The 13,098-nt window shown below is 73.1% G+C and carries 10 protein-coding genes; 4 read left to right on the top strand and 6 right to left on the bottom strand.

Annotation, left to right across the window (positions count from 1 at the left end; translation table 11 throughout):
* Positions 1–55: 55 nt before the first annotated feature.
* Together AB0F58_RS15265 and AB0F58_RS15260 are read right to left on the bottom strand one after the other, a co-directional pair.
* Positions 56–424: a DUF4180 domain-containing protein gene (locus tag AB0F58_RS15265; RefSeq protein ID WP_357142702.1), complete on the bottom strand. Its 369-nt coding sequence runs from the start codon at positions 422–424 to the stop codon at positions 56–58.
* Positions 417–866: a helix-turn-helix domain-containing protein gene (locus AB0F58_RS15260; protein WP_357142701.1), complete on the bottom strand. Its 450-nt coding sequence runs from the start codon at positions 864–866 to the stop codon at positions 417–419. Before AB0F58_RS15260 ends, AB0F58_RS15265 begins: the two co-directional genes overlap by 8 nt.
* A 233-nt stretch (positions 867–1,099) precedes the next feature.
* Here AB0F58_RS15260 and AB0F58_RS15255 point away from each other — a divergent pair, with 233 nt between their 5' ends.
* Genes AB0F58_RS15255 through AB0F58_RS15245 form a run of 3 tightly spaced genes read left to right on the top strand, consistent with a single transcriptional unit; the run spans position 1,100 to position 4,033 of the window.
* A complete protein-coding gene (locus AB0F58_RS15255) occupies positions 1,100–1,864 on the top strand; it encodes a (Fe-S)-binding protein (RefSeq protein WP_357142700.1) in 765 nt (254 codons plus the stop codon).
* Positions 1,865–1,898: 34 nt separating this feature from the next.
* Positions 1,899–3,407 carry a LutB/LldF family L-lactate oxidation iron-sulfur protein gene (locus AB0F58_RS15250; RefSeq protein WP_357142742.1) on the top strand — a complete coding sequence of 503 codons (1,509 nt, stop codon included), beginning with the start codon at positions 1,899–1,901 and terminating at the stop codon, positions 3,405–3,407.
* Positions 3,404–4,033 carry an LUD domain-containing protein gene (locus AB0F58_RS15245; RefSeq protein WP_357142699.1) on the top strand — a complete coding sequence of 210 codons (630 nt, stop codon included), beginning with the start codon at positions 3,404–3,406 and terminating at the stop codon, positions 4,031–4,033. Before AB0F58_RS15250 ends, AB0F58_RS15245 begins: the two co-directional genes overlap by 4 nt.
* Positions 4,034–4,060: 27 nt before the next feature.
* On the opposite strand, the gene AB0F58_RS15240 is transcribed toward AB0F58_RS15245, so the two are convergent.
* From AB0F58_RS15240 to AB0F58_RS15225, 4 genes are all read right to left on the bottom strand, one after another.
* A complete protein-coding gene (locus AB0F58_RS15240) occupies positions 4,061–5,323 on the bottom strand; it encodes a family 16 glycosylhydrolase (protein ID WP_357142698.1) in 1,263 nt (420 codons plus the stop codon).
* Positions 5,324–5,589: 266 nt separating this feature from the next.
* Positions 5,590–7,125, bottom strand: a complete 1,536-nt coding sequence (locus tag AB0F58_RS15235; RefSeq protein ID WP_357142697.1) for a bifunctional 3-(3-hydroxy-phenyl)propionate/3-hydroxycinnamic acid hydroxylase — start codon at positions 7,123–7,125, stop codon at positions 5,590–5,592.
* Between the two features lie 227 nt (positions 7,126–7,352).
* Positions 7,353–9,179 (bottom strand): right-handed parallel beta-helix repeat-containing protein, encoded by a 1,827-nt coding sequence (locus AB0F58_RS15230; RefSeq protein ID WP_357142696.1) that lies wholly within the window; start codon positions 9,177–9,179, stop codon positions 7,353–7,355.
* Between the two features lie 165 nt (positions 9,180–9,344).
* On the bottom strand, positions 9,345–11,774 hold the full coding sequence (locus tag AB0F58_RS15225; protein WP_357142695.1) for a carbohydrate-binding module family 20 domain-containing protein: 2,430 nt from the start codon (positions 11,772–11,774) through the stop codon (positions 9,345–9,347).
* Between the two features lie 391 nt (positions 11,775–12,165).
* On the opposite strand from AB0F58_RS15225, the gene AB0F58_RS15220 reads away from it, so the two are divergent.
* Positions 12,166–13,098, top strand: a complete 933-nt coding sequence (locus tag AB0F58_RS15220) for an STM4015 family protein (protein WP_357142694.1) — start codon at positions 12,166–12,168, stop codon at positions 13,096–13,098.

Here is a 13,098-nt window from a genome sequence, read left to right as displayed (position 1 = left end):
CAGGACGCCGTGGCGGCGTCCCGACCCCGGAGGTCGGGACGCCGCCACGGCCCGGTCAGGCCGTGTCGCGCAGCCGGGCGTCGAGCGCCTCGAGGTCGGGCAGGAACCAGACATGGTCGGCCCGGTTCGACTCGTGGACCAGGGCGCGCAGCGCGGAACTGGCGGCGAGGTGCCGGGAGATGTCGCCGAGCACCACCAGCCGCAGCCGGTAGTTGACGAACTTCTGCATGACCTCGCCGGCGAAGCCGCTGCCCAGGGAGAAGAAGCCGGCGTCGAGCCGGCTGGCCGGCACGGCCACCGCCCGGGCGCCGAGGAAGACCGCGCCGACCAGGTCCGACGCGTCCTGCGGGGTGGCCACCGGCGGTCCGTCCGGATCGCAGACCAGCACCTGCACGCCGGCCCGCTCCTGCATGACGTCAGGCATCGTCGACCTCCCGGACGAGCAGGCCACTGCCCCCGTCGAGCACCGCCTCGACCAGGTGCAGCACCTCGGCGGTCGCCGCGGCGCCCCCGAGTACCACGATCTTCATGCGGCTCCGTTCCTCGTCGTGGACGGTCTGGATGCGCAGGGGCCGGGCCGGGTCCCGCACGGTCTTCGCCCCGGCCAGGAGGAGGGTGCCGAGCCGGTCGGCAGCGGTCCGGTCCACTCCGTCGACCTGGACGATGCTCGACACCTCGACCGCGACGGCCCCGGCCGACGACACGGGTCGTCCGGTCAGCGCGGCGAGGTCGGCCCGGGTGATCCGGTACTGCTTGCCGATCCGTACCGCGCGCAGCCGACCGCTGCGGATGTAGCCGCGCACGGTGCGCACGTGCAGGCCGAGCCGCTCCGCCACCTGCTCCACCGAGTACATTTCTTCGCTCATCGCTCCGCAAACTACCCTACTCGCAAACACATAGGGAAGTTTGTTGCAGGGTCGGTCGCCGGGCGGCCCGGCCACCGGCTCGGTACCGTGGACCGCGTGCGCATCCCGCCCGACCGGACGCCGGCCGTGACCCTCCGCAGGGCAGCGACCGGTCGGCCCGGTTGCTCCCGTGCCGCCCCCACCCGGTGCCGCGCCGGCCGCCCCGGCCCGGCCCGACCCGGCCGGAGCCGCTGATGCGGGTCGCGCTCTTCGTCACCTGTCTGGCCGACGTGCTCTTCCCGGAGGTCGGGCGGGCCACGGTGCGCCTGCTGGAACGGCTGGGTCACGAGGTGGTCTTCCCCGCCGACCAGACCTGCTGCGGGCAGATGCACGTCAACACCGGCTACCACCGGCAGGCGGTCCCGCTGGTCCGTCGGCACGTCGACGTGTTCTCCCGCTACGACGCGGTGGTCGCGCCCGCCGGCTCCTGCGTCGGCTCTGTCCGGCACCAGCACGCGGACGTCGCCCGCGCCGCCGGGGACCGGGCACTGGCCAGCCGCGCCGACGCGCTGGCCGCCCGCACCTACGAGTTGTCCGAGTTCCTGGTCGACGTGCTGGGGGTGACCGACGTGGGCGCGCACTTCCCGCACCGGGTCACCTACCACCCGACCTGCCACTCGCTGCGGCTGCTCGGGGTCGGTGACCGGCCGCTGCGCCTGCTGCGCGCGGTGCGCGGCCTCGACCTGGTCGCGTTGCCGGCCGCCGAGCAGTGCTGCGGCTTCGGCGGCACCTTCGCGGTCACGAACGCCGACACCTCCGCCGCCATGCTCGCCGACAAGCTGGACGCCGTCCGGTCGACCGGGGCGGACGTGCTGACCGCCGGGGACGCGTCCTGTCTGATGCACCTCGGTGGCGGACTGGGACGGTTGCGCGCCGGCACCCGGACCCTCCACCTGGCGCAGATCCTGGCCCACACGGAACACGACCCGGTCCCGACGGGCATGGCGGAGCACCGGTGAACCGGGAGGACGCGCGGTGAACACCTTCCTGGGCATGCCCGGCGTCCGGCCGGCCGACCCGGTGTACGCCCCGCCGGGAGTGGGTGGGCTGCGGGGCAGCGAGCCGTTTCCGGCAGCGGCCCGCCGGGCACTGGCCGACGGGCAGTTGCGGCGGAACCTCCGGCACGCCACCGGCGCCATCCGGGGCAGGCGCGCGGCCGTGGTCGGGGAACTGCCCGACTGGGAGGAGTTGCGCCGGGCCGGCGAGGCGGTCAAGGCGGCCACCATGGCCCGGTTGGACGAGCACCTGCTCCGGCTGGAGCACGAGGTCACCGCGCGGGGCGGCCGGGTGCACTGGGCCCGCGACGCGGTGGAGGCCAACGCCATCGTCACCGATCTGGTCCGGGCCACCGGAGCGACCGAGATCGTCAAGGTCAAGTCGATGGCCACCCAGGAGATCGGGCTCAACGAGGCACTGGAGGACGCCGGTATCCGGCCGGTGGAGACGGACCTCGCCGAGCTGATCGTCCAGCTGGGCCAGGACCGTCCGTCGCACATCCTGGTGCCGGCGATCCACCGCAACCGCACCGAGATCCGGGACATCTTCCGCCGGGAGATGCCCGACGTGGACCCCGACCTCACCGACGACCCGCACCAGCTCGCCATGGCCGCCCGCGCCCACCTGCGGCGGACCTTCCTCGACGCCCGGGTCGCCGTGTCGGGGGCCAACTTCGCCGTGGCCGAGAGCGGCACCCTGGCCGTCGTCGAGTCCGAGGGCAACGGCCGGATGTGCCTGACCCTGCCCGAGGTGCTGATCACCGTGATGGGCATCGAGAAGGTCGTCCCCTCCTGGTCCGACCTGGACGTCTTCCTGCAACTGCTGCCCCGCTCCTCCACCGGGGAGCGGATGAACCCGTACACGTCGCTGTGGACCGGGGTGACGCCCGGGGACGGGCCCCGGGAGTTCCACCTGGTGCTGCTGGACAACGGCCGCACCGCCGTGCTCGCCGACGAACGCGGGCGCAGCGCGCTGCACTGCATCCGGTGCAGTGCCTGCCTCAACGTCTGCCCGGTCTACGAACGCACCGGCGGCCACGCGTACGGTTCGGTCTATCCGGGGCCGATCGGGGCGATCCTCAGCCCACAGCTCACCGGTGTGGCGGACAACGCGTCCCTGCCGTACGCGTCGAGTCTCTGCGGTGCCTGCTACGACGTCTGTCCGGTACGCATCGACATCCCGTCCGTCCTGGTGCACCTGCGCGGAAGACAGGTCGCCGAACGCGCCCGGCGGCGGTTTCCCTCGCCGGAGGCGGTGGCGATGGCCCTGGCCGCCTGGGTGATGGCGTCCCCCCGCCGGTTCCGGATCGCCGGGTCGCTGCTGCGGCTGGGCCGGCTGCTGGGCGGCCGGCACGGGCGGATCACCCGGCTGCCGCCCCCGCTGTCCACCTGGACCGCCAGCCGGGACGTCCCGCTGCCGCCCCGGCGGACCTTCCAGAGCTGGTGGCGGTCCACCGGCCGCCCCGGCACCCGTGGGGCCGGGGGCGTCCGGGGGAAACGGCGGTGAGCGCGCGGGAGGTGGTGCTGGCACGCATCCGGGCCGCCCTGGGTACCGACCCGGTGGTGCCGGTGGTGCCCCGGGCGTACCGCACCCGTGGCGAGCACCCGCCGGGCCACCCCGCCCTGCTCGACCTGCTCACCGACCGGCTGGTGGACTACCGGGCCACGGTCACCCGCACCGCGCCCGGGGAGCTGGCGGCCACGCTCGCCGCCGAGCTGGCCCGGATCGTGCCGCCGGGTGGCCGGGTGGTGGTGCCGCCCGACCTGCCGGCGCACTGGGGGCTGACCGACGCCACCCGGGACGACGGCAGCGCCGACGCGACCGCCCTGGACGGTTTCGCCGCCGTGGTGACCGGGTGCGCGGCGGTGGCCGCCGAGACCGGGACGATCGCCCTGGACGGTGGGCCGGGCCAGGGCCGCCGGGCGCTCACCCTGGTCCCGGACCGGCACCTCTGCGTGGTCCACGCCGGGCAGGTGGTGCAGAGCGTGCCGGAGCTGCTGGCCCGGCTCGCCCGGCAGCGGCCGGTCACGCTGGTCAGTGGCCCCTCGGCGACCAGTGACATCGAGCTGCACCGGGTGGAGGGGGTGCACGGTCCGCGCACCCTCGCGGTGGTGCTGGTCCGGCCGGCCTGACCACCGGCCGGCCGGAGCCAGGGCGCGTCAGTACCGGGTCCACCTCTGGTTGGGCGTGCCCGCGCAGTCCCAGAGCTGGAGCTTGCCGCCGTTGGCGGTCACGTTGTCCCGGACGTCCACGCACCGGTTGGCGCTGAGGTTGACCAGGTCACCGGCGGCGTTCAGGGTGAACCTCTGCGCCGGGTTGCCGTTGCAGGTGACCAGGTTGACCTCGGTGCCGTTGGCGGTGCCGGCCCAGGCCGGGTCCATGCACTTGCCCATCGCCCGGACCGTGCCGTCGGCGGCGAACGTCCACGCCTGCGCGGCCGTGGTGTTGCAGTCCCAGATCTGGAGCTTGGCACCGTCGACCGGGTTGGCGCTGGGGATGTCGACGCAACGTCCGCTCTGCACGCCACGGATCCGGGTGCTGCCCGGGGGCGGGTTGTTGCCGGAGGTGTAGCCGTTGACCCGGACGTAGTCGACCAGCATCTGCTGCGGGAACTGGGTGCTGGCGTCGGGGTAGCCGGGCCAGTTCCCGCCGACCGCCACGTTCAGGATCATGAAGAAAGGGTGGTCGAAGACCCAGCGGTTACCGTTGAGCCGGCTCGGGTCGACCCGGTGGAACTCGACCCCGTCGAGGTACCAGATGATCGAGTTCGGCTCCCAGTCCACCCGGTAGGTGTGGAAGGCGTCGGCCAGCGGGGCGCCGATGGTCCGACCGCCGGTGATGCCGCCGCCACCGGAGTACCCCGGCCCGTGGATGGTGCCGTACACCGTGTTCGGCTCCCGACCGATGTTCTCCATGATGTCGATCTCGCCCGAGTTCGGCCAGCCCACGCTGCCGAAGTCGTTGCCGAGCATCCAGAACGCCGGCCAGATGCCCTGACCCCGGGGGATCTTGATGCGGGCCTCGAAGCGACCGTACGCCTGGGTGAAGGTCGCGGCGGTCAGCAGCCGGGCCGAGGTGTACTCGCACCGGCCGTAGTGGCACTGGTAGTTGTTCGGGTTCTCCCGCCGGGCGGTGATGACCAGGTTGCCCTGGCCGTCGTGCACCGCGTTGCTGGTGCTGTTGGTGTAGTACTGCAACTCGTTGTTGCCCCACCCGTGGCCACCGATGTCGAACCGCCACTTGCTCTGGTCGACGGGGGTGCCGGCCGAGGCGTTGAACTCGTCCTGCCAGGTGATGCCGCCGATCGCGGCCTGCGCGGGCCCGTCACCGGCGGGCAGGACGGGGGCCGCGGTGAAGCCCAGCACCGCGGCGAGGACGAGCGCGAGCGGGCGGACCCGCGGGGGAAGTCGGAATCGGGGCACGGGGATCTCCTTCGCGTGGTGGAACGGTCCGGGCGCGGCGTGCCGGTGGCTGCCGGGCACGGCGTGGTGTCCGGCCGGGCGACGCCGGTACGGCTGCGGTGGCCACCGGCGACGCCGCTTCCCACCGGCGGCGAGAGAGCGCTCTCTAGCGAAGCATGTCGATGGTTCACGTTTTTGTCAACACTGTTGCCAATTAGTGCGGCAGCCGGGGAAAGCGCAGGCCAGTCCGAGTACGCCGGCCGATCACCGGTTGCCGGAGCCGACGGTCAGGGGTGGACCGACGGCAGGTCGCCGCACCGCACCGAGGGAGCCCGCGCCAGCAGGGCGGACACGTCGTCCCCCGAGGTCATCACCGTCCGGTCGGGGCGGACGAGGACCGCGCCGACCCCGGCCCGCCGCAGCCACCGGCCGAGGTCCGAGGCCGGCTCCACCGGCACCGGCACCACGCCGTGCCGCCGGGCCGCCCCGGCCACCTCCGCCGGCAGCGCCCGGACGGTGACCACCGCGAAGCAGGGACCGACCACGTCGTCGAACCGCCGGCCGTCACCGAGAAGCGCGTTCGGGCAGAGCCGGCCGTGCGGGCTGCGCGGCGACGCCCGCCGCTGCCGCAGGACCGACCGCGGCAGCGGCGGGGTCGCACTGTCGAGGACCTTCGCCCGGAAGCCGGGCAGGTACGCCAGACGCGGGGCGACGACCCGCCGCAGCAGGTTGCCGATCTCGCCTCCCTCGGTCATCGCGCGGCCGATCACCGTGGCCAACCGGATCAGCGACGTGACGTGCGGTTTCCGCTCCGCCTCGTAGCTGTCCAGCACGCTCTCCGGCAGGCTGCCGGCGAGGACGGCGGCGAGTTTCCAGGTCAGGTTGGCCGCGTCGCGCAGGCCGGCGCCCATGCCCTGCCCGATGAAGGGCGGGGTGAGGTGGGCGGCATCGCCGAGGAGGAGGACGGGCCCGTCCCGCCACCGGTCGGCGACCTGGGCCCGGAAGGTGTACTCGGCACAGCGGGTCACGGTCAACGCGGTGAAGGGCACGTCCCCGGTCCAGGGCCGGACGAGCCGGTGCAGGGCCTCCGGCGCGGAGAGGCCGCTCGCCGTCTCGCCGGGCAGCAGGCGGAACTCCCACCGGTACCGCCGCCGCCCCACCCGCATGTAGGTGGCGGCACGGTGCGGGTCGCAGACCTGGTGCACGCCCTCCCACGCGGCGATGTCGGCGTCGGTGTCGACGTCGACCACCAGCCAGCGTTGGGCGAAGCCGAGGTCGCGCATGGTGGCGCCGATCAGCGGCCGGACGGTGCTGTTGGCACCGTCGCAGCCGAGCACGAACCGCGCGGAGAGCGTCTCCCGCCGTCCCGCCGCGCGGTCGACGAGGTGCACGCGGACCGGTCCGTCGCCGTCGCGGTCGACGCCGGTGACCTCCACCTCCCCGCGCAGGGTGACCAGCGGCTCCCCGGCCAGCCGGCGGCGCAGCAGGCGTTCCAGCTCCGGCTGGTCGAACATGTTCGCCTGGGGATAGCCGTGGACCCCGGCGCCGGTGCCCCGGTTGAACTCGGCGAGAACCCGGTGGTCGGGGGCGAGCAACCGCAGTCCCTCGGCCGGCCGGGAGATGGTGGCGAACTGCTCGTGCACCCCGATCCGGTGCAGGATCCGGTAGACCTCGTCGTCGAGGTGCACGGCCCGGGGCCGGGGGTAGACGTCCGCCCACCGGTCCAGGAGCACGGACCGGACGCCGTGCCCGGCGAGCAGGAGCGCGGCGGTCACGCCGGTGGGGCCGGCACCGACGATCACCACGGGTACCGGTTCGCTCATCGCCGCGCGCCGTCCACACCGGACTCGTGCGACCGGGCGGGACACGGGCGGTGGCGGGGGTCGGCCATCGGCTCTCTCCTCGGCTGACGGAATCGGCTCCGGCTGACCACCGTAGAGGTCCCGGTCCCTCGCCGGGGGACGCCCCGCGCGGCCGGTGTCCATCTCCGCCCCGGGCGGCCCGTGCCGCAGGGCGCTGTCGGCGGCGACAGCGCCCTGCGGGGATACGGTCAGAGCCGGGCGCCCACGTCCGCGCCGTTGGCCGGGTGCAGGAAGGTCGACGACGGGATGGACCCGTCCGCCGCCCGGGGTCCGGTGATGGTCGCGGGGTCGGTGCTCACGAAGCTCCAGGTGCCGCCGATGTTCCACGAGTTGTTCGATCCGGTGGAGTTGCCCAGCGAGACGTTCGTGGTGTTACCGACGGACAGGTTCCGGTTCAGCGTGGAGGTCGAGCGGGAGACGTCGAACCCGGCCTTGCCGTTGTCCCAGGCGGTGTTCCGCTCGAACACCAGGGAGCCCGGGTTGCCGTTGTCGATGAATCCGCCGGCCGAGTTGCCCCAGGCCATGCTGTTGCGGGTGACGTGGGCGACGGCCGGACGGGGGTCGGTGCCGCCGCCGTTCTTGAAGCCGTTGCCGTCACCGGTGTAGTCGGGCAGGTTCCAGTAGTTGTAACCGTTGTCGTAGGCGACGCTGTCCTCGATCAGGATGGGCGACAGGAACAACCAGGCGTCGAAGCCGTCGTCGGCGTTGCGCCAGAGGCGGGCACCCCGCACGACGTTGCCGCTGCCGGAGCCCTCCTTGATCGCCAGCCCGTCCGCGCTCTCGCCGTTCTTGCGCGGGTCGCGGTTGCCGTGACTGTCCAGGTCGACGATCTGGTTGCCGGACGAGGAGCCCTGGATGTGCAGGCCGGACTCGTAGTTGTCCCGGGTGGTCAGCCGCTCGTACCGGCCGTGGTTGGTGTCCACGCCGAAGATGCCGTACGGACCGTTGACGATCTCCAGACCGACGAACCGCCACCAGTCGCCCTCGACGTGCAGCGCGCCCCGGTCGGCCCGGGGGATGCTGGAGCCGATTGCCCCCGGGGTGTACGGCATGTTCTCCCCGTCGATCACCACGCGCTCGCCCTGGTAGGTGGTGAGGGTGATCGGCTGCGCCGAGCTGCCGTCCTTCAGGATCTTGATGGTGCTGGTCGGGGCGTAGGTGCCGCCCCGGACGGCGATGGTGCCGCCGGGCTGCACCAGGTCGTGGGCGCGCTGGATGGTCCGCAACGGCTGCGCCAGGGTGCCCGGGTTCGCGTCGTCGCCGTTGGTGGCCACGATCAGCGTGCCGGTGGGCGGCGGGGCGGTGGTGGGCGGCGGGGTGGTCGGCGGGGCGCTGGTGGGCGGCGGCGTGGTCGGTGGGGCGGTGGTCGCGGGCGGGGTGGTCGGCGGGGCCGTACCGCCGGTGGTGACCACCACGTCGTCGAAGGACGCCGACGCGTACGCCGTCTGTAGGCCGATCCGGCCGGCGCTGGAGAGGGAACTGGTGCCCTGGCCGATCACCGTCCCGTCGACGCTGCCCCGGACGGTGGTGCCGTCGACCTCGACGGCGAGGGTGTACCAGGTCCCCGGGGTGACGGTGCGGGAGACGGTGGCGAGCACGGTCACCGCCTGGCCGTTGACCGCCTGCAACTGCGCCCGGTGGCCGGGCAGCAGGGCGAGCCGGTAGTACACCGTCGACCCGCTCGCGCGGGCCAGCAGGCTGACGTGGCCGTTCGCCGCCAGGCTGAGCGGCTTCACCCGGGCCTGCACGGTGTAGCCGGTCCAGCTGGTGCCGCCGGCGAAGAGGCGGGCGTTCTCGCTGGTGGCATTGGACTGCCGGGCGGCCGGGGAGCCGTCGGCGACGACGGCCCAACTGCCGCCGGACTTGGACCAGCCGTTGGTGTCGCCGTCGGCGAAGTCGTCGCTGAACACGGTGGCGGCGGAGGCGGTCGCGGCGAGCCCGACCACGGACGCGGCGGCGGGGACGAGCACCGCCGACAGGAGGAGGGCCAGCCGACGCTGGCGGGACGGACGCATGTGGACGTACCTCCGGGACGGGGACGGCGACGGAAGTGAAAGCGCTTTCCTCGCCGACGGTACGAACCGCATCCACTCACGTCAACCTCTTCCCGGTCCCGCTCCCCCGTCGTCCCGACGGCCGGCCCCACCCGGGGGCCGGCCGTCGGACGGTCGGTCGACGCGTCAGCGCCAGGCGTCGGTGCGGGTCAGGGCGCCGCCGGACGGGGTGGTGAAGCTGCGGTTGCCGCCGCCCTCCCAGGTCACCGTGCCGTCGGCGTTCTTCTTCAGGTACTTGTACTCCACCACGGTGTTCGGCGGGAGGCTCACCGTGGCCGCCCACACCGGGTAGCCGGCCGACGAGAGCGGCACCGCGTTGGCCGGGTTCCACGAACCCAGGGCCGCGACGTTGCCCACCACCTGGACGTTCTGCCCCCAGGACGTGATCGCGGTGGCCTGGAACGAGGTGGCGACCGCCGAGGTGGCGGTGTCCCCCCGGAACGTCTCGGTGACCGTGACGCCGCCGCCCGCCGGGGTGGACAGGCTCCGGTTGGCACCGGACTCCCAGGTCACCGCGCCGGCGGCGGTCCGCTTGACGAACTTGTACTCCACCGTGCTCGACGTCGGCAGCGGCACCACGCCCCGGAAGACGCCGCCGCCCTGGGCGGTCAGCTGGACCGCCGAGGCCGGCGCCCAGGAGCCGAGCGCGGGGACGCTGCCCACCAGATAGACGCCCTGGCCGCTGGTGGTCGAGGCGGTGACGGTGAAGGTGGCCTCGACGGTGTCGCCGACCGGCCCGGGGACGTAGGTGTCCGTCCGGGTCACGGTGCCGCCGGCCGGGGTGGTGAAGGTGCGGTCGGCCGCCTCCCGGCCCACCACCGTGGACCCGTTCCGGACCAGGTAGCGGTAGGAGATCGCGGTGCTGGCCGGCAGCGCGACGGTGGTCGTCCAGGTGTTGCCACTGCCGGTCAGGGGGACGGCGTCGGCGGGGTTGCCGCCACCCAGCGCGGCGGTGTCGCCGACCAGGTGCAGGGTCTGACCGGCCGCGAGGGCGGCGGTGGCGGTGAACGTGGTGCCGACGGTGACCCCCGGGGTGGGCCGGGCGTCGACGTGGATGGCGACCGCGCCGTTGGCCGGGATGGTCACGGTGGCCCGTCCACCGGAGACGGTGACCCGGGTGCCGGTGCAGCCGGCACCACCGGCCCCACCGGAGATGACGTCGCAGTACTCGCCGTCGGCCAGGCCGGTGACGAACTGCGCGCTGGTGGCGGTGCCGGAGTCGTTGATGCCGATCCAGGCGCGGTCGCCCCGGTGGAAGCCGATGACGTTGTTGTTGACGGCGGTGAAGTCGGCGATGGTCTTCACCGACCGCGCCGCGTTGGCCCAGCCGACCATGCCCTTGATCCCGGTGCTCTGGCTCAGGCAGTTCCAGGCGCCGCCGCAGACGGTGTCGGTGACGTACCCGTTGCCGTCGTGCGGCGGGGACTGGTTGCGGTTGGTCCAGGAGAAGCTGTCGTAGACCGACGGCTTACCGTGCGGGTAGGCCAGCGCGAAGTAGTTGGCCAGCACGTAGTCGGTGCCGTTCTGGTAGGACAGGACCACCCCGTCCCGCTCCAGGTCGTGGTTGGTGACCATGGCGAAGACGTTGGCGCTCGGCGCGTCCAGGTTCCAGCTGGGGATGTTCGCCAGCGTGGCCACCGAGCCCTGGAAGGCGGCCCGGATCCCCTTGGCGTACGCGAAGTCGAGGACGTCGCCGTTGCCGATGAACGCCCGCGCCTTGAGCGCGTCGTTGCTGGCCCCGTCGAAGATCTCCTGCGCCACGTAGGGACGCCGGTTCTCCGCGACCGTGTTGTCGAGCTTGCCGAGGATGGCCGCGAAGTCCTCCTTCTTGACGTGCTTGACCGCGTCCACCCGGAAGCCGTCGACGCCGAGGCCGATCAGGTCGTTGAGATAGGCCGCGATCTTGTTGCGGACGGTCTCCTTCTCGGTGTACAGGTCGGAGAGGGAGAGCAACTCGCAGCTGGTGACCTGGGCCTCGTTGTTCCAGTCGGTGATCGTCCCGCTGGTCGGGCAGTTGTCGCCCGGCCGGTGGAAGTCGCCGGTGCCGTAGGGCACGGCGGGGTAGTCGTAGCCGGAGAACTGGGTGCCGGCGTAGCCGACGCTTCCCGCCGGGTTGTTCGTGCCGGCCATGTGGTTGACCACGGCGTCCACGTACACCCGCACCCCGGCGGCGTGGCAGGCGGTGACCATCGCCGCGAACTGCTGCCGGTTGCCGAACCGGCTCTCCAGCTCGTACGAGACCGGCTGGTACACCTCGTACCACGGGTGCACGCCGTCGGGGCTGTTCGGCAGGCTGACCGACTCCTGCGGCGGGGCGACCTGGACCGCGCCGTACCCGGCCGGGCCGAGGTGGTCGGTGCAGGCCGTGGCGACCGACGGCCAGTTCCACTCCCAGAGGTTCGCGGTCACCTCGCTGTCGTTGAGGGTGACAGCGGCCCGCGCGGGGGTCGCGGGCGCGGTCGCCAGGAGTGCCGGGGTGGCGGCGGACGCGACGAGCGCGGCGGCGAGCAGGACGCGACCGGCGTGGTCGCGCAGGGGTGATCTCAGACGTTCCATGGCACGAGGACCTTCTTCCGGGGTCGAAGAGGCGCTGGCGGGAGGGGACGGCCGTCCGTGTAGCAGAACGATGCGGCATCGATGAAAGCTTTGCAAGACCTTGCGGGACCTTTCGCAACCTGCCGGCAACCTGGCCGCCATAGTGGACCGGCCGGTCCGCACCGGGCCGGCCAGAGGAGATCCGCATCCTCACCCCACGGGCCCATCGCCCGGCGGACCGGAGAACGTTGACGCCTTCCGCTCCGGCGGCGTAGTTTTCTCGCAAGACGTTCCAGTTTCTTGCACCATCTTGCGGACCGGGGGGGCACCAGCGGGGCGCACCGCTGATCGCGTTGTCGGTCGGGGCTGTTAGCGTCGCGCCGCTGGCCCACCCGTCCGACCGGAGGTTGTCGTGATCCGCTCGCATGCGTCGTCGTTCGCCGGGTTGCCGGTCCGACCCTTCACCCCCGGGGAACCCCTACCCGAGGACCCGTCGGCGGTGGCCTGGCGGCTGGAGGTCGAGGACTTCGAGGCCGCCCCCGAGGAGTTCGCCGACCTGGTGGCGACGTTCCGGGCGACGGTGCCCGCAGCGGCCGTCCGGGCGGTGGTCGTCGGGGAGTGGGGCAGCGCGTACGAGCGGGCGCTCCCGGTCGAGCTGCTGGTGGAGGCGGCCGCCGAGTGGACCGGGCTGCGGGCGGTCTTCCTCGCCGACCTGGTCTCCGAAGAGTGCGAGATCTCCTGGCTGACCCTGACCGACATCACGGCGCTGCTGACCGCCTACCCGGCCCTGGAGACGCTCTGGGTGCGCGGCGGCAACGCGCTCCGGCTCAGCCCGGTGCGGCACGACCGGCTGCGGGAGCTGCGGTTCGAGTCCGGCGGGCTGCCCGGCGCGGTGGTCAGGGCGGTCGGCGAGTCCTCGCTGCCGGCGTTGGAACGGCTGGTCTTCTGGCTCGGCCGCACGGACTACGGCGCGGACACCGGCGTCGACGAACTCGCGCCGGTGCTGGCCGGCGCCGGGCTGCCGGCCCTGCGCCACCTCGGACTCTGCAACAGCGAGATCGCCGACGTGGTGGCCCGGGTGGTCGCCGACGCGCCGGTCGTCGCCCGGTTGGCGGTGCTCGACCTGTCCATGGGGGTGTTCACCGACAACGGCCTGGACGCGTTGCTGGCCGGGCAGCCGTTGACCCACCTGCGCCGGCTCGACCTGACACACCACTTCCTCTCCGACGAGGCGCAGCAGCGGGTGGTCGCCGCGCTCCCGGGCGTCGACGTCGACCTCTCGGACGCGCAGGAGGTCGAGGTCTACCACGGCCGGGAGTATCGGTTCACCGCGGTCGGGGAGTAA

Origin of the sequence: Micromonospora sp. NPDC023956 (assembly GCF_040639195.1) — a bacterium.
Taxonomy (GTDB): Bacteria; Actinomycetota; Actinomycetes; order Mycobacteriales; family Micromonosporaceae; genus Micromonospora.
This window is presented reverse-complemented; position numbering and strand designations above follow the sequence as displayed.